We start from the raw sequence: 20,091 nt of genomic DNA on the forward strand, positions 1-20,091 counted from the left end.
CCATATCCTAAAACCATAGGGTACTAAAAAAATGAGAGCTGTAAGCTCTCATTTTTGAGTGCCTAAAAATCATCAATCGCGATCGCAGCATTGTTAAGAAAATGGCACAAAATCACAAGTCAACAGTTATCATCACCGGTGCGTCCTCCGGTGTCGGTTTGTACGGCGCAAAAGCCCTTGCAGCAAAGGGATGGCACGTAGTCATGGCCTGTCGGGATGTGCGAAAAGCCGGAGATGCAGCCCAAGAGTTAGGAATACCCCAGGGTAGCTACTCCATCATGCAAATCGACTTAGGCGATTTAGATAGCGTGCGACGGTTTGCGAGGGAATTTAAGGCCAGTGGGCGGTCTTTGGACGCTTTGGTGTGTAACGCCGCCATCTATATGCCTTTAATTAAAGAACCCCTGCGTAGCCCAGAGGGATTTGAGTTGACGATGACTACCAATCACCTCGGTCATTTTCTCCTGTGCAACCTGATGATGGAGAATATGAAGCCTTCCTACTATACGGATGCGAGGATGGTGATTTTAGGAACCGTGACGCATAATCCAGACGAGTTGGGTGGAAAGATTCCGCCGCGCCCGGATTTGGGCAAATTTGAGGGCTTTGAAGCCGGTTTTAAAGACCCAGTTTCGATGGTTGATGGCAAAAAATTTGAGCCAGTCAAAGCTTACAAAGACAGCAAAGTTTGCAACGTGCTGACAATGCGGGAATTGCACCGGCGCTTTCACGAATCCACTGGGATTACCTTCACGTCGCTGTATCCGGGATGTGTAGCTGATACGCCCCTGTTCCGCAATCACTACCCCTTGTTTCAGAAACTTTTCCCCTTGTTCCAAAAAAACATCACCGGAGGTTATGTTTCCCAGGAGTTAGCAGGGGAAAGACTAGCAATGGTAGTTGCCGATCCGGAATATAAGCAATCCGGCGCGTATTGGAGTTGGGGGAACCGTCAGAAAAAAGATGGCGCATCTTTTGTCCAGAAGGTTTCTCCCCAGGCTAGGGATGACGAAAAAGGCGATCGGATGTGGGATTTGAGCGCTAAATTAGTTGGATTGACCCAGTAGTCAAATGAAGTAAGATTAAATGAACCGCGAAGACGCTAAGGACGCGAAGGAAGAACCCCGCCTGCTGCCCCAATGGGGGAAAGAAAAAGTCTATCTTCTTCCTTTCTTTCTTCGCGCTCTTCGCGCCTTCGCGGTTTAATTTCATTATTCAATTATATAAATAATATGACTTACCGCTCCAACAAACTACTTATATTTATAGTCATTCCTGCATTTTTATTGTTAGGAATGCCAGCCAAAGCAACTGCGAGTAAAGTTGAAAATTCCCTCTCAAATATTGATAATTTAGAAATCCCCAACCCCCAAAACTTACCCACAGAAATCGATCGCCCTTCCCAACTGAGCCAACTCCCCAACCCAATTCAACCCAGAGAACCCGAATTACCAACTCCTCAACCACCACAACCCCCACCGCCATCTCCCCTCCAACCTACTAGCCCAACACCCGTTGAGGGCGAAGTGAGACCAGATATACCGGGTACAATTAGAGTCGATCGCTTTGAATTTGAGGGAAACACAGCCTTTAGCGATCGCGAACTGGCAGAACTCACTAAACCCTTCGTGGGTAGGGAAATCACCTTCGCCGAACTGATCGCAGTGGAAGCAGCAGTAACTCAAAAATACTTAGCAGCCGGATATCTCAATTCCGGTGCGGTAATCCCCGCCAACCAAACCTTTCCCAGATATGGCGCAGTGGTTAAAATTCAGATTGTCGAAGGCGGAGTCGAAGAAATTGCAATTACTGGCAACCGTCGGCTAAAGTCAAGTTACGTGCGATCGCGCCTAGCCATCGCTACGGAGAGGCCACTCAATCGCGATCGACTGCTGTCCGCCTTGCAAATGCTGCAACTAGACCCCTTAATTGCCAATATTTCCGCCGAATTGCAAGCCGGAAGCCGCCCGGAAAAAAGTCGCTTAGAAGTCCGAGTCAAAGAAGCAGACAGCTTTAGTGGGGAAGTCTTTGCAGACAACAATCGATCGCCAAGCGTCGGCAGTTTTCGGCGCGGAGTGCGAATCAATCAAGCAAATTTGCTCGGTTTGGGCGACGGCTTGGAGGTATCCTACGCTAACACCGACGGTAGCAATGAAATCAACGGCAGTTATACAGTTCCAGTCAATCCCCGCAACGGCACAATTCGGTTGGCGGTGGGTGCTGCGAGCACTAATATTATTGAGGAACCCTTTGATACTGCTGGGATTGAGGGAAAGTCGCGCACTTACGAGTTAACTTACCGCCAACCGATTGTCGAAAAGCCCGATCGCAACTTGGTTGTGGGAGTAACATTATCGCGGCAAGAAAGCAATACATTCTTGCAGGGTGAAAGATTTCCGCTGTCGCAGGGTGCAAACGATCGCGGCCAAACCCGTGTTTCTGCTGTCCGCTTTTTTCAAGAATACGTGCAACGTAGTTCCAATCAAGTGTTTGCAGCGCGATCGCAATTCTCGATCGGTACTAATTTGTTGGGCGCTACTGTCAATGATAGCGGGCCAGACAGTCGCTTTCTGGCGTGGCGCGGACAAGCCCAATACGTGCGGCTGCTAGCACCAGAAACCTTGCTGATTGTACGTTCTGACATTCAATTAGCCGATCGCTCTTTGCTTTCTCTCGAACAAATCGGGATCGGTGGCGTGCAGAGTGTACGAGGATATCGCCAAGATTTGCTGTTGACTGATAGCGGTGCGATCGCCAGTGCGGAGGTACGAATCCCGGTGTGGCGCGTGCCACAAGTCAAAGGATTGTTGCAGGTGGCTCCATTTATCGATTTGGGAGTAGGCTGGAACCATTCTGGCGAAAAAGCTAATCCTGACTCTGACAAGCTTCTGGGTGCTGGTGTGGGGTTGTTGTGGCAAATGGGCGATCGGTTTAATGCGCGTCTAGATTATGGTATTCCGTTGATTAATGCGCGATCCTCTTCGAGGGCTTCGCTAACGGGCGATTCCCTACGGGATAGCTACGCTTCACGAACTTTCCAGGAAAAAGGCATCTACTTTCGGATTAATTACTTTGCTTTCTAAATTGTGGGTTGCGTTGAGCCGCCGCAAAAAATCGTTGCTTCCCACAGGTAACTTTGATACCGTCTGCTCCAACGCAATGGTTAGCCTGCGGACCAGATTGCAGAAACACGGTATTCATACAAAGCCTTGTTACAGTTCCGTTTTCTGACAATTTCAGAATGAATTTTGGAGTAGCCAAGAATTCTCATGGAATCAGAAAATAAGGCTGCCGTATCCACCATATTACCAAAAAAAGTTGAATTACCAACAATATAATGGAGTTCAGCTCCATCTTCTAAAATGGATCTGATTGAACTCAAATGCAAGTGCATATCATGAAAGTATTTCAAGACGTAAATCGATAAAATATTTGAATTTTTTCCGTCAGACATCCTTATATTTTTTACAGTTGAGAAGATACTTTCTGGTAAATCTTCTTCTTGTATCGTCCAAGAATTGAGCCGACTTGTTGCAATTCCCCAAGTTCCACCAACAGCTAACCAATCTAGTTCACCTGCTTCTTTGGCTTCATTTATAAATTTTGTCCAATACATATAAGGACGAAGTTCACGAATATAACTAACTCGATTTGGATAAGGCGGCGAAGTTATAACCTTATTTATCTTGATATTGCCGACACTGATTATATTCCGAGAATCTACCTTCAGGACTCTAGCATTACCCATAATATTCTTCTCGGCAGATCTAAGTACAAAATCAAGTATGTCCAAAAAAAGTTTTTCAATATACTCAATCTCATGGTGAATTATTGTTTCACTAAATGACATAGAAATATGATTAAAAGCTGCCGATGAAATTTCGATTATCAAACGACAGAAGGCGATCCAAACGACACTATATTCATCGTTCTCTTCAGGTTCTCCAAATTGCTCCACTAAGGCGGTTCGCAGGGCGGCAAGAACATTGAGCGTATAGCCAGACCACCACCGCTCAATGTTGAATATTTGTGGTATCCAGTTATCTTGCTCTAATTGACTCTTATACTCCTTCAAAGCCTGCCATACTTTTTCACGAATATCCAGTAGGCAGTCTTCAGCATAATTTCGGTATTTAGCATTTCCAAGCCAAATCAGAAATGGGTTGATGTCAAATGAATAAGCTTTGTACCCTAGTTCAGCAGCAACAAGCCCTGTTGTAGCTGTACCAGAAAAAGGATCGAGAATAATCGCTTCCGTATTAGACGAAGACAAAAGTTTTTCAACCAGCTTCACGCCATATGCTGGTGTAAGACGAAGCCATCCATGTCTTCCAAGACTACGATTAGCTTTAAAAGTATAGTCAGATCGTTGTTGGACAGTAGATCTCATTATTCTGCCCTCAGTAGAATTTCTAAAGTGCTGTAAACTTCGCTTTTGATTACCTCAGAATTCCTATGGAAAAAATCTGATAAGTCATATCCCAAAACTTCTTTGGAAAAAGCAAATAGCGAAGTTTGATTATTCCCTGATGTCGTGCCAATGATTATTCCTCCACGACTATTTCGGTAGCGCAACACCAAATCTGTATCAATCTGAGAAGAAAAAATTGCAAAAACTGGAAGGTAGCCGTTTGCCCAAGCAACGGCAATATTGTCTATGTCAGCATTCTGTCTCTTGCTATCTTTACTTTTATATCCTTGTCGAACTTCAAACACTGCTCCGTTCAAGGGTGCAGGTACACTGAGAAAAATACTATAGTCTGCTATCCACTGAATAACTCTTGCTTTGACTTCAATATTCCGAATTTCGCTCAGTTCCAGCCGTGCATCCAATGACAAAGTTTTATTCTTGTCGTTTTTAGTCTTTGTAGTGTAAGACCACAGAGCGTACTTTGGATCTTTGTACTGTGTCTGGTCGATTATTATCTGCCTGAATAGATTTTCACAGCCTTTTCCAATCTGTCGGTAAACCGAAGTCATCCCCCCAGCAGCCTTGTGAGCTGCATACATCAAATCTGAGTCAAGACCAATCCATGAATAGAATGGGTCTGCTCCATAGATTGACAAGAACCGCCCCATATCTATCCCTTCTTCTCTATTACCTAGACCGAATTTGGGCTTATATCGTCTGCATACCTTTATAGGATCTAAAAATTTTTTGAGGTAAAGGCTCTCATCGGTCACGGCAAATCTTACATTTTTTACTTTAACCAGCAAAGTATAGCGTGGTATGGCGTTAACTTTGCCCTATACATCAAGAACGATCGTATTATCGAAGTTTTCATCAGCAATAAATTTTAACATGGTTCTTGCACTGTTCTGCGGGCAAGCAGGCGATCGCGCAAGCCTTGTAGGTCGAATTTTGCTTGATTCATAGCACGAATCTCTTGCGATTGCTGCCGTCGCTGTTGCAAGTACGCTTCTACTTCCGATTCGTGCTTGAGATAGAAGGCGATCGTGGCATAAACGTCAGCTAGATTCAGAGATGGATAACGATAAACAGTTTCCTCTGCGGTCGCGCCCATTCATCAAAACTTCTTCACGCTCGAATCACTGTAATTATTCGCCCCATATTCGTTGTATGAATTTCAGTATTCAACCGTTCTTCCAACTCCGGTGCATTCTCGCGACGATCGAATATCACCAACCACCCTTCATCTTGTCCCAATCGAGCCAAATACCCATCTAACTGTTCCAACCCTTTACTCAACGGATCTACTTTCCGAGTCCGCCAAACCTTCAGTTCAATTCCTAGGGTCACATCACCATAACGGAAACATAAATCCATCCTGTCTCGCCCGATCGCATATTCTCTCTCCAAGGTTCCCCCGCCATTAATCACCCGATGCAGAAACGCCATCAACACCAAATGCGGGGCAATTTCGGGGTAAGACGCACTTTTGAGTAACGGTTCGCCATGTTGCAGCCAAAATGCGAGAAATGCTTGCAGGAGTGCCTCGGTCATCAGTTCGCCGCGATCGTTCAACCAACTCGGACTGATAATCGGTAAACTATCTTGCGGGCCTTGCGCTAAAACTCGCGGCAACACTTCTCGATAAATCGGATTGGCGATGACTAAACCCCCAGCCGGATCGCGTTTGAGCAAGCCCAAATCTACCAGATATTGACGATCGTCATTAGAAGATTCTGGCAATTCTCGTCCCGCTAATATCGGCTCGATAATCGCTTTGACTCGGTTTTCTCTGAGTCGTTCAGCTAAACTATCCAAATGTGTATCCTGCCGTTTAATTAAAATTTCTTTGGCTTCTAAAATATGTTCTGGTGTAATTTCTATAGATTCATCTATCACTAATTCTTCGACGATTTCTTTAGCTAAAGCATTCACTAACCAAGGTTGTCCTTGTGTTAATTCAAAAGCCAACGCTATGGCTGAAGGTGTAAAAACTTGTCCGGTATCCTGGGTATGTTGCGCGTAGAGTTCGGCGACTTCTTTTGCATTAAAATTTCTGAGAGTAATCGATCGCACTTTAATATTAAACGGACTGGATGTATTGAGGCGATCGCTACCACCTGCGGCCACTTTGTAATCGCGAACATCGCGCAAACCAATTAAACCCACCGATTGCGGAAACGCTTTCGGGCGATTGGGATAACCATCGCGCAGTTGACGCAGGATGGAAATCAAAGCTTGATCTTGCAATGCGTCAATTTCGTCGATCAAAATGACCAAAGGACGAGATGAAACTTGTGCCCAAGCTTGCAAAGCCGCCCGAATTTTCTGTCCCGATTGCAGGGCTGTCCACTCAGGCGGTTGCAATTCGGGCGGAAGGCGAAAAGAGATGTTATCTCGCCAAGCACCGAGAATGGCCTCTTCAGCACCCGCGATGTCCTGACTGAACGGTGCACCCACTTCCACCGACAGCATCACGGCGGTGTATTGTCCGCTTTCGGTGAGTTGTTTGGCTAGTGCCAGCATAGCGGTGGTTTTGCCAATTTGTCTCGGTGCGTGAATGACGAAGTAGTTCTCCTGAGCAATGAGTCGTTCTATGTTAGGAAGGCGACGGGTGGCTGGAAGCAGATAGTGGATGTCATCGCGGCAGGGGCCAGCGGTATTGAACCAGCGTGGCATAGGTCAACTGGGGGAAAGGGGCTGCTCTCAGTTTACTTTACTGTTGTGGCGATTAACAATGACCCAACTGTATTCATCTTACCATGATGAAGATCGTGGAGTCCAGGTAGAATTAGCTCCGCTCCGGGTAACTCATTCAAGCTCATGACTGTTGCTCCTCTGAGTTACATTCAAAACCTTCGATAAATTTCTCAACTTTGCTTCTGGGCACATCAGGATTAAGAGAGGGGAAATGAAGACGATCCTGTCACGCCAGCCCGGAAGTGAAGGTAATAATATCAAATCCTCTCTTCATTGGAATTATTAAACTCTCTCTTCTCTTTCTTCGCGTCCTTAGCGCCTTCGCGGTTAAATCACCTGACGATACAACCGGAATTGATATAAATCCTGTGGGGAAGCTAGTTCGATATTGATGTTCAATTCTTGTTTGATTTTTCTGATAAAATTAGAAACTATAGTATTTATATTATAATCTAAAAGGATTTCAGCTATGTTTCGCCTATCTTCCGCCCTAGTTTTTATTTGCTTACTGCTATTTCCCTCAAAAACCTTCGCTCAAATCATCCCAGACAACAGTTTAGGTTCTGAAAGTTCGCGCGCAGTTTCCGATACGATCGATAACTTACCCAGCGATCGCATTGAAGGCGGCGCAACACGAGGCTCAAATCTCTTTCACAGTTTCCGAGAATTCAACATCCGTGAAGGCAGGGGAGCTTATTTTACCAACCCCAAAGGCATTACTAATATTTTCACCCGCGTCACCGGCAACAATTCCTCCAATATTTTAGGCACCTTAGGAGTCCAGGGAAACGCCAACTTATTTTTAATTAACCCAAAAGGAATTGTCTTCGGTCCTAACGCTCGGTTAGATTTACGGGGTTCATTTATCGGTTCAACTGCTGAAAGTATAGTATTTAATAACGGTTTTGAATTCAGCAGTACGAAACCACAAATATCGCCACTATTAACGGTAAATATTCCCGTCGGCTTGAGATTTCGAGATAACCCCGGTACAATTGTCAACCAATCAACAGCGACTGGAGTAGTAAACCAGCTACCAGCTTCGTCGCTCCCAATTCCGATTACCAATCAAGTCGGTTTAGCCGTAGACCCCGGTCAAACCTTAGCCTTAATTGGTGGCGATATCCACGTTAATAGTGGTATCTTAACAGCTAACAACGGACAAATAGTCCTCGGTAGTGTTGCCAATTCCGGTTTAGTTAATTTTGGTTCAACTCCCTTGGGTCTAAGTTTTAATTATGACAATATTCAAAATTTTGGTAACATCAACATATCCGCAGGTAGCCTGATTAATACTAGCGGACTGGGAGGCGGTAAAATTGATATCAGAGGTGGCAATATCACCATCGCTAATTCTCGAATTTATGGGCTGACACTGGGCAATATTGATAGTAGAGGCATCGATATTAATTCCCAAAATTTGCAAATCAAGGATGGGACGCAAATTTCTACCCTCACCCTAGGAAATGGTGCGGGGGGAAATATCAACTTCTTTGCTAGGGATTCAGTAGAGATGAGCGGACTGGGAGTAGAGGGTTATCAACAGGTTGTAATTAAGTATTTAATATCAGGAACTGTAGACCCCTTTGACCCACAATTTGCTTTGTTTAATGGTACTTCGGGTAGTGGAGCTGGGGGCATTATTACCATTGATACTGGTAGGCTGCTAATGCGTAATGGCCTCACCGGTAGTGGCATCACCCTTGGTGCTGGAAGTGGCGGCAATCTCAATATCCGTGCCAATACTTTTGAGATGGTAGGTTCTGGAGTTAACAACGCCACAGCTAAAGATAGTACCGGTGCAGGAGGAAGTATTAATCTTGATGTTGAAAGGTTAATTATGCGTGATGGTTCTCTGCTGGGTAGCACGAGTTATAGTGATGGGCGATCGGGAAATATTAATGTGAAAGCTAGGGAATCTGTAGAATTGTCCAACACTGGACCCAGAACTGCTGTATCAACGGGAATCAGCACTTTGAGTATCGGTGCTAATGGAAATGCAGGAGATATTAATGTTGACACCAAGCGATTGAGTCTTTCAGATGGCTCTGCTTTCACCTTGGGAACGGGTGTATTAGTGGGCAGGTTTCTGTTTTCCAGAAATGGCGGTCCCGCTGGAAATTTAAGAGTTAGGGCGAGTGAATCAGTGGAAATTTCAGGGATTTCTCAGCTTTTGACTAGCGGGAATCAAAATGCTAGTGCCTTCACTTCCGCAACTTTGAGTTCGAGTCGGGGCGGGAATATCCGGGTTGATACGCCGAGGTTGACGGTGCGGGATGGGGGGATAATTTCTACGAGTTCTTTGGGTGTGGGAAATGTGGGTGATATTACGATTAATGCCGATCGCATCGAAGTAGTTGGTAGTGGCAATAACGGTCTATTCATTAGTGAAATAGATGCTTCAGTGGGTAAAGTGTTTGGTAATAATGCCGAGGCGACAGCAAATGCGGGTTCGGTGAATCTCAATACCCGCCAATTGAGCGTGCGGGATGGAGCGACGGTGACGGTTTTGGCTAGGGGAACTGGACGGGCTGGTAATATCAATGTGGTAGCAGATTCAATTTCTCTTGATAACAAAGGCCGTATTGATGGTACTACTGTCTCTGGTACGGGAGCGAATATTAACCTACAAGCACAAAGCATCCGGTTGCGACGTGGTAGCCGAATTACTACCGATGCGGGTACTTCCGAGGGCGGTAACATTAACCTCCGAGGCGACATTCTAGTGGCTCTCCCAGGGGAAAATAGCGATATCACGGCTAATGCTCGCACAGCTCAAGGTGGCCGTGTGAATGTCAACGTACCCACTGTCTTGGGATTTAGGGCTGTGGGCCGGGAAGAGGTTAGAGGCAGTTTGGGGTTGACAGATGCTCAATTTGCACAGTTACAGGTAAGCCCTACTTCCTTGATTTCTACTAGCGACATTGCGGCTATTTCCCAAACTGGAGGTCCGGCTTTGCAAGGGACTGTCACATTTAGTTCTTCTGGGGTGAATCCTGCTCAAGGGTTGGTGGAATTGCCGCAAAATATTACCAATCCGTCGCAGTTAATTGCTACTAATCCCTGTCTCCAAGGGGCCCAGAACGAGTTTATTGTGACTGGTAAAGGGGGTGTGCCACCTAGTCCTAATGATACTCTCAGCAGCGAATCTGTGCCGTTTGCATGGGTGGATTTTACTCAAGGAAGTAGAACTCCCCCCAACTCCCCTCAAGGAAAAAGAACCCCCCCCTACCCCCCCCAAGGGGGGAATGAAGAAGGGAGAATTACCCCCCCCTACCCCCCCCAAGGGGGGAATCCTGACGCCAGAATTACCCCCCCCTACCCCCCCCAAGGGGGGAATGAAGAAGGGAGAATTACCCCCCCCTACCCCCCCCAAGGGGGGAATGAAGAAGGGAGAATCAGCTCCCCCTACCCCCCTCAAGGGGGGAATGAAGAAGGGAACAAAGGGGGGAATGAAATTGTTCCGGCGCAAGGTTGGGTGATGAATTCTCAAGGGGATGTGATGCTTGTTGGGTACAATTCTGCAAATACCACTTCACGGATTCTTCGGCAGAATCCTGTTTGTATACCACGTTGAAAGTATGTTTTCTTCTACGGCAGATTGACGTTAATTTACGCAAATTACCAATTAACAATTAACAATTACCTATGACATTTACTCGATCGCTCCGTCAAGCAATTTTGTTATTTTTAATTTCTTGTTTGCTGGCAATTGCCATTCCTCCTGCTGTTGCTCAAGTTCAGCCGAAAGATGCGATGCAGCTTGTTCAACAAGCTCGCAGTTTTTATGATTCGGAAAGGTTTTCCCAGGTTGTGCCACTGTTACAGCAAGCTGTGGTGGTGTTTGAGGCGAAAGGACAAAATCTGGATCGAGCTACGGCTTTGAGCAATTTGGCTGCAACTTTTGGACAACTTAATGACTGGGAGCAGGCTGAAGTTGCTATTAATGCGAGTTTGTCACTGGTGCGTCAGTTGCCGAAAACCATGGAACAGCAGGGGATTTTGGGTCAAAGTCTGAATATTCAAGGACAATTGCAACTGGAACGGGGACGGACTCAGGAGGCGATCGATATTTGGACTGAATCTGCTAAAATTTTTGATGAAATTCAGGCTAAAGACCAGTTGTTTCAAATTCATATTAATCAAAGTAGGGCTTGGGAAACTCTGGGACTTTATCCGAGAGCTTGCAAAGTTTTGTTGGATTCTTTTAAGTTGGAACACACAACTTGTGAGGTTTCAAGTGCCAGTTTGGCAAGTTTGAAAAATCAGCGGATTTCGGCGGAAAATATTCGGGGAATTAATGCTTTAGGTAGGGTGCTGCGGGTTTTGGGAAAACTAGATCGATCGCAGGAGATTCTTTTAGTAGGACTTGAAGGGGCAGAAAAGTTGGGACTCAGACAAGAGGAGGCTCAAATCGCTCTTAATCTTGGTAATACGGAACGGGCTAAAAGTAATATACCTGGTTTAAGCCCTCAAGAGCGGGCTAATAGCGAGCGATCGGCTCTTTCGTATTATGCTCGATCGGCAAATAGAAGTGCGGGGGCATCGCCCCTAGGGATGCAGGCAAAGTTGAACCAGTTGAGTCTGTTGGTAGAGCGCGAAAATTGGTCGGAAGCAGGGATTTTGTGGCGATCGATCCAACCTCAAGTCGATGGATTGTCGTGGAATCGCGCCGGACTTTATGCTCGAATTAATCTGGCAGAAAGTTTGCTCAAATTGGATCGGTTTCCGATCGCGACTCCGGGTTTGAGCGATATTGACAAAATGCTCAAAGCCGCTTTGGAACCGGCAAACCGTTTGGGCGATAAGCGGATACAAGCTTATATTCTGGGAACTCGTGGGAAGGTGTACGAACTCCAGCACCAGTATTCTCTAGCTGAAACTATGACAATTCAAGCTTTGAGTTTAGTGCCGGCGTTTCAGTCTCCTGATATTGCTTATCAATTATTGTGGCAACTCGGACGGATTCGCAAAGCCCAGGGCAATCTGGAAGGGGCGATCGCCCAATATACTCAAGCTGTGAATGTACTGTCTTCTCTGCGGGGAGATTTGGTGACGGTTAATCCAGAAGTGCAATTTTCGTTTCGCGAAAGTGCCGAACCGGTTTATCGCCAATTAGTCGAACTTTTGTTGCAAGAGGAATCTCCCAGTCAAGATAAGTTAAAGCTGGCTCGCCAAACGGTTGAATCTTTGCAGTTGGCAGAATTGGATAACTTTTTCCGCGATGCTTGTGCTGATGCTAAACCAAAGTCGATCGAGGAAATCGATCCTAGGGCGGCGGTGATTTATCCGATTATTTTGAGCGATCGTTTGGAGGTGATTTTGTCTATTCCTGGTAAACCCCTGCGTCGCTACAGCACTAAAAAATCTCAGGCAGATTTGGAAACTGCTTTCAGAGAAGCTAAAAATGTCATCAGACCTGCTGCTTTTCCGCGAGATAGGTTGCGGCCTGTTCAACAAGTTTATGACTGGTTAATCCGCCCTGCGGAGGCGGATTTGACTGCTAGCGGGATTAAAACTTTAGTATTTGTACTGGATGGCTATTTGCGAAATTTGCCGATGGCGATTCTCCATGACGGCGAAAGCTTTCTGCTGGAAAAATACAGCATTGCTCTGGCGCCGGGACTGCAATTGCTTGCTCCCAAACCTCTGAGCACCGTCAAGTTAAAAGTGCTGACGGCTGCCCTCTCAGAAGCTCGTCAAGGCTTCTCGGCTTTGCCGGGGGTGAGTGAGGAAATTCAGCTAATTGCAGCTCAGATGCCAGCAACTCGACTACTGAATCAAGAGTTTGTGAGCGGTAAGTTGCAAGCTCGAATTAAAGAGGTGTCCTACCCGATCGTGCATTTGGCAACTCATGGACAGTTTAGTTCCAATGCAGCGGATACTTTTATTGTGACTTGGGACCAGAAAGTGAATGTCAAGGAGTTCGATCGACTGTTGCGATCGCGCAGTGCCCAAAAACAACAGGCGATCGAACTTTTGGTGTTGAGTGCTTGCGAAACTGCTTCGGGGGATAGTCGCGCGACTTTAGGTTTGGCTGGGGCTGCAATTCGATCGGGTGCCCGCAGCACTGTGGCGACTCTTTGGCAAGTCAACGACGAATCTACTGCTATATTTATGGCTGAGTTCTATCGGCAACTGGCTTTGCCTAAAATTAGCAAAGTGGAAGCTCTCCGCAATGCTCAATTAAGCCTGCTCAACAACCCACGGTATAAAAATCCCTATTTCTGGGCACCTTTTGTACTTGTGGGGAATTGGCAATAATCTAAGATGGGCATCGGGAATTGGGAATTGGGCATCGGGCATGGGGCATCGGGCATCGGGCATCAACTGCTGCACCCTGAGCGTAGTCGAAGGGTCAACTGACAACCGTCAACCCTTCGACTCCGCTCAGGGCACCGCCGTCAACCGTCAACTGTCAACTGCCAACTGCCAACTAACTCAAATACGCTTAGTTTTTTGTTAAAGTTTGTAAACTGTTAAAAGTGCTTGACGCATTTGATATTTTTCCGAGGATTTCTATGAAGCAACTTTTAATTGCTGAGCGCATCTGCCTGATTGCCCATGTTTTATCGATGGCTTTTGGATTGGCAGGGTTACTACTGATTTTACCCAGGCCCGAATTGGTGATGAGTTTGCCTCCGGCTGGGCAAACTTTGTTCCAGTGGGGGATGGCTGGAGGTGGAGTAGTTTATATCATTTTTGGTGCAGCAGCGGTTGCTCTCTATGCCTATCGGACCTTGGGCTTAGGTGCTACTCTCACTTTTTTACTGCCTTCGGTATTTTTATCTTTGGGTAGTGAGTTATTGGGTACGAGTACAGGTTTTCCCTTCGGCCACTACCACTATTTGAGCGGTTTGGGCTACAAAATTGCAGGGTTGGTGCCGTTTACAATCCCGCTGTCGTGGTTTTATCTGGGAATGGTTTGTTATGTGATTGCTCGCGCTGGATTGAGCTCTGGTAAAGGGGAACTCAACTGGGTGCGTCAGCTTGGGGCGATCGCCCTTGGTGCTGTGCTACTAACAGCATGGGATTTTGTACTAGATCCGGCGATGAGTCAGACTTCTGTGCCTTTTTGGGAGTTTGAGGAACTTGGAGCTTTCTTCGGGATGCCTTACCGCAATTTGGCGGGATGGATGGGTACGGGAGCGCTGTTTATGTCTGTAGCTGCTTTTTTCTGGAGAAAAACTCCGATTCATTTGGAGCGCTCAGAAATGGGTTTGCCCTTAATTGTGTATGTGGTAAATTTTGCTTTCGGAGCAATTATTACTGTAACTTCTTTGGATTCTCGGTTCTGGTTCCCAACCATGCTAGCTGTGTTTCTGGGTGTAGTGCCGGCGATCGTCTTAAGTTCGATGGCGAAACCCGCGATCGGCAATGCCACAGACACGATTGCAGCGTCTTTGGATAAATCCGCTCTCAAAACGGAAATTCCACCTCAGCCAGTTGGTGCTGTACGCAAGTAATATCAATTTTGTTGACAGTTGACAGTTGCAGTCCCCTGAGCGGAGTCGAAGGGTCATTTGACGGTTTCGATGCCCTCGACACTTCGACTACGCTCAGTGACCGTATAGACTGCTATATATGCCCGATGCCCGATGCCCAATGCCCTATGCCCTATGCCCAATCTCTTGTCTTTCACACTCCTGCTGCTGCAATTACCCGCCGTGGCAATTCTGATGTCACGCTTAATCAAAGGCCCCTCGCGCATCCCGCCCCTAGAACCGGCATCGCCGACACTGGATTTGCTTGGTGCTTGTACAGTAGTTGTCCCGACTTTGAATGAAGCCGATCGCATTTCGCCTTGTTTAGATGGATTAACCAACCAAAGTTACGAACTCCGAGAAGTTATTGTGGTTGATAGCTATTCCGTTGACGGCACCGCAGATTTAGTTAAAACCGCAGCAGCAAAAGACCCCCGGTTTCGCGTCATTAATGATGACCCACTACCGGCTGGTTGGGTGGGGCGTCCTTGGGCTTTACACACTGGTTTTTTGGCAAGTTCCCACAAGTGTGAGTGGATTTTGGGGATAGATGCTGATACTGTGCCGCATCCGGGTTTGATTGCAAGTTTGCTCAAAACGGCGATCGCCAAAAATTATGATTTAATTTCATTATCGCCGCAGTTTATTCTCAAGTATCCAGGGGAATTGTGGCTGCAACCTGCGCTGTTGATGACATTGGTTTATCGGTTCGGACCGACCGGGACTGGTGGAGATGTACCGGAATTGGTGATGGCCAACGGTCAATGTTTTTTGTGTCGGCGCGAGGTTTTGGTGGCATTGGACGGCTACGAGTCTGCTAGGGGTTCCTTTTGCGATGATGTGACTCTGGCTCGCTATGCGGCTGCTAAGGGCTTTAAGGTGGGCTTTTTGGACGGGGCTAAGGTGTTGCAGGTGCGGATGTATGAGGGGGCGATGGAGACTTGGAATGAGTGGGGGCGATCGCTCGATTTGAAGGATGCTGCTTCTAGGGCTCAAATTTGGGGCGATTTGTGGCTGTTGTTTGCAGTTCAAGGTTTGCCGATATTGATTTTGTTGTGCTATTTGCTGTTTGGTTGGCGATCGCCTGTGGCGGTGTTTCCCTACGGTTGGCTGTTGGGATTGAATGTATTTTTGGTGGCGGTGCGATCGGCTTTGTGTTTGGCGATCGCTCCTTCATACGATACAACTCAAGCATCGGGTAAATGGCTGTTTTGGCTGTCACCTTTAGCCGATCCGTTAGCATTTTTGCGGATTCTGATTTCTGCCTTGAATCAGCCTACTCAGTGGCGCGGCCGCAAGTATGAATAATCATTCAATTTTTGCTGGATTTTTCAAAATTGGTAGCATCAAAATTAGTAGAAGTGCGATCGCCCTTATTTTACCAAGGGGGCGATCGCACTTTTCATTATTTCCTTAAATCAACCGGAAATTAGCAGATGTTATCCCATTAGCACTCACTCCAACCATCACACCTAACTCCTGTCCTGTCAAGACATTTTTGATGAGAGTTCCCTGAGTATTTTGACTGATTGCCAATTGGCTAAAACTCAAACCACCAGATAATCCTATCAAATCTTGACCCACGGTAAAATCACCGATAGTGTCAAATCCTTGACCTGATTTTAAGACAAAGATATCGTTACCGCTACCGCCAATCAAACTATCATTTCCCAAATCTCCGTAAAGGACGCTAAATAAACCAGTTACTGTTGTTGCTGAAGTTGATGTTAAGGCAACAGTTGGTGCGGTAACATCAACATTATTGATAACTATAAAGAGAACCGTACCCGCTGCGGTGCCATCGCTTTTCCACAATTCAGCGCCATTAGTAGCGTCAGTGGCTTGGAAATATTAGGGATGTCGCCGCCTTTACAGAAACTTTACACTTGCTAACAATTGACTTTGCAACATACAATTTGCAATTAGTCAATAGCTAAAACTAACAAATTTACCCTAATGCTTTCCCCTACCATCCCATTTATCGGCTCAAATACGCGATCGCCTCTCGAATCCAATCCTCAGCATTACCTTTCTTCGACAAACTGCTATCCTGGCTAAGTGCCTGCATAGGCGTGAAGTTTTGGAGAAATTCGGCAGCAGCGTCTCCCGCCGCGACTTGACATCTATTAAAATTAATAATAATAATTTCCCGGTAACACCATGAAATTCATAAACCCCAAAACTGACTACGCCTTTAAAAAAATCTTTGGTTCGGATCAAAGCCAAGATATTTTAATTAGTTTCCTGAATGCAATTGTCTATCAAGGTGAGACTTTCATCACTTCTTTGGAAATTATCGATTCCTACGCACCGGGTAGAATTTCAGGTTTAAAGACGACTTACTTTGATGTGAAAGCTCAACTGAATAATGGGGAAAATGTGTTAATTGAAATGCAGGCACTTAATGTACCTGCTTTTGGGAAAAGGATTCTTTACAACACGGCAAAAATGTATGTAAATCAATTGAAATTAGGGGAGGTTTATCCAGAATTGAGAGCCGCCATAGGTGTAGCTGTGACAGATTTTATCATGTTTCAGGAACATAGTAAAGTGATTTCACAATTTACACTTAAGGAAGATGAGTTACTACTGAATTATCAGCATAGTCCGTTAAAATTAGTGTTTGTGGAGTTGCCAAAATTTAATAAAACTCTAGAAGAATTGACGAATGTTACGGATAAATGGCTTTATTTTTTACGCAAAGCACCGGATTTAGAAGTGATCCCAGCATCTATGTCAATTGTACCGGAAATTGAGAAGGCTTTTACGATCGCCGATCGCGTAAATCTCAGTTTAGAGGAAATAGATGATTTGGAAAATCGGGAACAGTTTGAACGAGAACGAATAGGTGCGATCGAGTTGGGTAAGGCCCAAGGACGAACTGAAGGACGAACTGAAGGGCGAATTGAAGGCATACAAATTGGCGAACAAATTGGTGAACAAAGAGGTCAAATAAATCTGATTAAACGCCAATTACAACGGCGGTTAGGCGAACTAAATCAAGAGATAGAAGACCGTTTGTCAATGCTATCATCAGAACAATTATCGGCGTTAGGTGAGGCTATTTTCGATATATCGAATGTCGCTGATTTATCCAGTTGGTTAGAAACTAATTGCCCTGATTGAGCATAACTGAGGTGATGCCCAGATTGCCAGTTATAGCGTTAAATTTTGGATAGATTAAGTATATGTCTTCAGATTCTATGAATAACGACACAAATTTCAATACTGTACACGAACACGAGATTTTTGGCGATCGCGATTTTCCCTCTTGGTTAACCTCTCAACAAATCAGCCTTGCTTGTACTACCTATCAAACTAGCAGGTTAATGTTAATCGGTGCTGCGCCAGAAACCAACAGAATCTCGGCTTTTTGGCGAATATTCGATCGCGCAATGGGACTTTTTTCCACGCCGGAACGCCTTTATTTAAGTTCAAAATATCAACTTTGGCAATTAGATAATGTGCTGGCGGAGGGTGGACAACATCAAGGTTACGATCGCCTTTACGTCCCTCGCATCGCCCACACCACAGGAGATATCGACATTCACGATATCGCTGTCGATAAAAATAATCAAATCATCTTTATTAGTACGTTGTTTAATTGTATCGCTACTTTGAGCGATCGCCACAGTTGCAAACCTTTATGGAAACCGCCGTTTATTTCACAGTATATCAATGAAGACCGCTGTCACCTGAACGGTTTGGCGATGGTGGATGGGGAGGCGAAATATGTCACGGCGTCGAGTCAGTCGGATGTGGTGGATGGTTGGCGCGATCGCCGAAAAAACGGCGGTATCGTGATTGATGTCGCATCTAATGATATTATTGTTACGGGATTGTCAATGCCGCATTCTCCTCGCTGGTATCAGGATAAATTGTGGTTGTTGAATTCTGGTAGAGGGGAATTGGGTTATGTGGATTTAGAGACAGGGAAATTTCAGGCGATCGCGTTTTGTCCCGGCTATTTACGAGGGCTGGCTTTTTGGCAAAATTGGGCGATTGTTGGCTTGTCGAAACCGAGGGGCGGTGACAATACTTTTAGCGGTTTAGAATTGGATGAGTTGTTGGTAGCAAAGGATGCTGAGGCTCGGTGTGGGATGATGGTGATAGATTTGAATACAGGGGCGATCGTTCATTGGTTGCGGTTTGAAGGGATTGTCACGGAACTCTATGATGTGCAGGTGATTGAGGGAGTGCAAAAGCCGATGGCTTTGGGTTTTCAGACGGATGAAATTGCTCAGTTAATTACTTTGGAACTTTAACCGCTGATGGATGGGATGAATCCAACATAGCTAAAGCCCGAACTTCTTGAGGAAGTCCGGGCTCTAATAGCGATCGCCCTTATTAACTCAATAACCTACACTAAAGCAGGTACTTGCGGCCAACGTTTCATGACTTTCCCAATTACCGCCAATTCTTCCATCAACTTGTCGAACTGATCCGGTGTCAAAGATTGTGGCCCGTCAGACAAAGCTTTTTTGGGATTCGGGTGCACTTCAATCATCAGGGAATCAGTACCAGAGGCGATGGAAGCAAAGGCCATGGAAGGAACAAACTGGGCCCAACCGGTGCCGTGACTGGGGTCAACCATAATTGGTAAGTGAGTCAGAGTTCGCAACACAGGAACCGCAGACAAATCTAGCGTATTTCGCGTATATTGCCGGTCATAGCCGCGAATGCCGCGCTCGCACAAAATCACGTTGGGATTGCCCGCTGCCATGATATACTCAGCAGCCATCAACCATTCTTCAATAGTTGCAGAAATACCACGCTTCAACAAAACTGGTTTGTCTTGTGCTCCGACTTTTTTCAATAGGGAGAAATTTTGCATATTTCTGGCCCCGACTTGAACTACATCGGCTACTTCCACGATCGCACTTAAGTCCGCCGCATCCATAACTTCGGTAATAATTCCCAAACCGCTAGCTTCCCGCGCCGCGGCTAACAGCCCCAAAGCACTCTCGCCGTGTCCTTGGAAAGCGTAGGGAGAAGTTCTCGGTTTGTAAGCTCCACCACGCAGAAAATGAGCACCAGCAGCTTTAACGCGCATTGCCGTTTCGACAATCATTTCTTCGTTTTCGACGGAACAAGGGCCTGCTACGATCGCGATCGGGTGATTCAAGCCGATCGTCACAGTTCCCAGGGGAGTAGCCACTTCAACGGCGCTTGGTTCTCCTTGGCGATATTCCAAGCAAGCCCGCTTGTAGGGTTTTTCCACTCGCAATACTTCCTCAATCGAGGTGCTCATTTCCCGAAGCTGCATCGGTTCGAGCTCAGCGGTGTCACCTACCAAACCGATGACAACTTTGTAGCGTCCCACTATTTTTTCTGGGGACAAACCCCAGTTGGTGCGGAGTTCTTCGTCTAGGCGATCGATCTCGGCTTCTGGAGTACCGGCTTTCATTACAATAATCATATTTCTTTGGCCTTCTCTCTTGGGCTAAACACGGATTATGACACGGATTGACTGTTGGCTGTTAACTGGTTGACTGT

The 20,091-nt window shown here is 46.0% G+C and carries 14 protein-coding genes; 8 read left to right on the plus strand and 6 right to left on the minus strand.

What is annotated here, in order from left to right; translation table 11 throughout:
• Positions 1-101: 101 nt before the first annotated feature.
• Together P2A85_RS21480 and P2A85_RS21485 are read left to right on the plus strand one after the other, a co-directional pair.
• The gene (locus tag P2A85_RS21480) at positions 102-1,067 is read left to right on the plus strand and encodes a protochlorophyllide reductase (protein WP_377475405.1); all 966 of its coding nucleotides are present in this window, start codon (positions 102-104) and stop codon (positions 1,065-1,067) included.
• Positions 1,068-1,232: 165 nt separating this feature from the next.
• Complete coding sequence (locus tag P2A85_RS21485) at positions 1,233-3,083, plus strand: ShlB/FhaC/HecB family hemolysin secretion/activation protein (protein WP_377475407.1); 1,851 nt, start codon at positions 1,233-1,235, stop codon at positions 3,081-3,083.
• An 80-nt stretch (positions 3,084-3,163) separates the two neighbouring features.
• Here the strand turns inward: P2A85_RS21485 and P2A85_RS21490 are convergent, their stop codons facing one another.
• The 4 genes from P2A85_RS21490 to P2A85_RS21505 all read right to left on the minus strand — a co-directional run bounded on the left by P2A85_RS21490 (position 3,164) and on the right by P2A85_RS21505 (position 7,090).
• The gene (locus P2A85_RS21490) at positions 3,164-4,390 is read right to left on the minus strand and encodes a DNA methyltransferase (protein WP_377475408.1); all 1,227 of its coding nucleotides are present in this window, start codon (positions 4,388-4,390) and stop codon (positions 3,164-3,166) included.
• A complete protein-coding gene (locus tag P2A85_RS21495; RefSeq protein ID WP_377475409.1) occupies positions 4,390-5,184 on the minus strand; it encodes a hypothetical protein in 795 nt (264 codons plus the stop codon). Before P2A85_RS21495 ends, P2A85_RS21490 begins: the two co-directional genes overlap by 1 nt.
• 113 nt (positions 5,185-5,297) lie before the next feature.
• Entirely contained in the window at positions 5,298-5,525 is a 228-nt protein-coding gene (locus P2A85_RS21500; protein ID WP_377475410.1) for a DUF433 domain-containing protein, read from the minus strand.
• A 14-nt stretch (positions 5,526-5,539) separates the two neighbouring features.
• Positions 5,540-7,090 (minus strand): AAA-like domain-containing protein, encoded by a 1,551-nt coding sequence (locus tag P2A85_RS21505; protein WP_377475411.1) that lies wholly within the window; start codon positions 7,088-7,090, stop codon positions 5,540-5,542.
• Positions 7,091-7,580: 490 nt separating this feature from the next.
• Here P2A85_RS21505 and P2A85_RS21510 point away from each other — a divergent pair, with 490 nt between their 5' ends.
• From P2A85_RS21510 to cruG, 4 genes are all read left to right on the plus strand, one after another.
• Positions 7,581-10,688, plus strand: coding sequence for a filamentous hemagglutinin N-terminal domain-containing protein (locus P2A85_RS21510; RefSeq protein WP_377475412.1), 3,108 nt, complete (start codon positions 7,581-7,583; stop codon positions 10,686-10,688).
• Positions 10,689-10,759: 71 nt separating this feature from the next.
• Entirely contained in the window at positions 10,760-13,375 is a 2,616-nt protein-coding gene (locus tag P2A85_RS21515) for a CHAT domain-containing protein (RefSeq protein ID WP_377475413.1), read from the plus strand.
• Between the two features lie 257 nt (positions 13,376-13,632).
• A complete protein-coding gene (gene cruF, locus P2A85_RS21520) occupies positions 13,633-14,577 on the plus strand; it encodes a gamma-carotene 1'-hydroxylase CruF (RefSeq protein ID WP_377475415.1) in 945 nt (314 codons plus the stop codon).
• Between the two features lie 153 nt (positions 14,578-14,730).
• Positions 14,731-15,903: a 2'-O-glycosyltransferase CruG gene (cruG, locus tag P2A85_RS21525; RefSeq protein ID WP_377475417.1), complete on the plus strand. Its 1,173-nt coding sequence runs from the start codon at positions 14,731-14,733 to the stop codon at positions 15,901-15,903.
• A 105-nt stretch (positions 15,904-16,008) separates the two neighbouring features.
• Here the strand turns inward: cruG and P2A85_RS21530 are convergent, their stop codons facing one another.
• On the minus strand, positions 16,009-16,410 hold the full coding sequence (locus P2A85_RS21530; RefSeq protein WP_377475418.1) for a hypothetical protein: 402 nt from the start codon (positions 16,408-16,410) through the stop codon (positions 16,009-16,011).
• 345 nt (positions 16,411-16,755) lie between these two features.
• Between P2A85_RS21530 and P2A85_RS21535 the strand changes: the two genes are divergently transcribed.
• Entirely contained in the window at positions 16,756-17,721 is a 966-nt protein-coding gene (locus P2A85_RS21535) for an Rpn family recombination-promoting nuclease/putative transposase (protein ID WP_377475419.1), read from the plus strand.
• A 77-nt stretch (positions 17,722-17,798) separates the two neighbouring features.
• Positions 17,799-18,860 carry a TIGR03032 family protein gene (locus tag P2A85_RS21540; protein WP_377475421.1) on the plus strand — a complete coding sequence of 354 codons (1,062 nt, stop codon included), beginning with the start codon at positions 17,799-17,801 and terminating at the stop codon, positions 18,858-18,860.
• Between the two features lie 95 nt (positions 18,861-18,955).
• Here P2A85_RS21540 and aroF read toward each other — a convergent pair whose 3' ends face one another.
• On the minus strand, positions 18,956-20,014 hold the full coding sequence (aroF, locus tag P2A85_RS21545; RefSeq protein ID WP_340523636.1) for a 3-deoxy-7-phosphoheptulonate synthase: 1,059 nt from the start codon (positions 20,012-20,014) through the stop codon (positions 18,956-18,958).
• Positions 20,015-20,091 lie beyond the last annotated feature (77 nt).

The organism is Microcoleus anatoxicus, from assembly GCF_042465725.1.
Taxonomy (GTDB): Bacteria; Cyanobacteriota; Cyanobacteriia; order Cyanobacteriales; family Microcoleaceae; genus Microcoleus; species Microcoleus anatoxicus.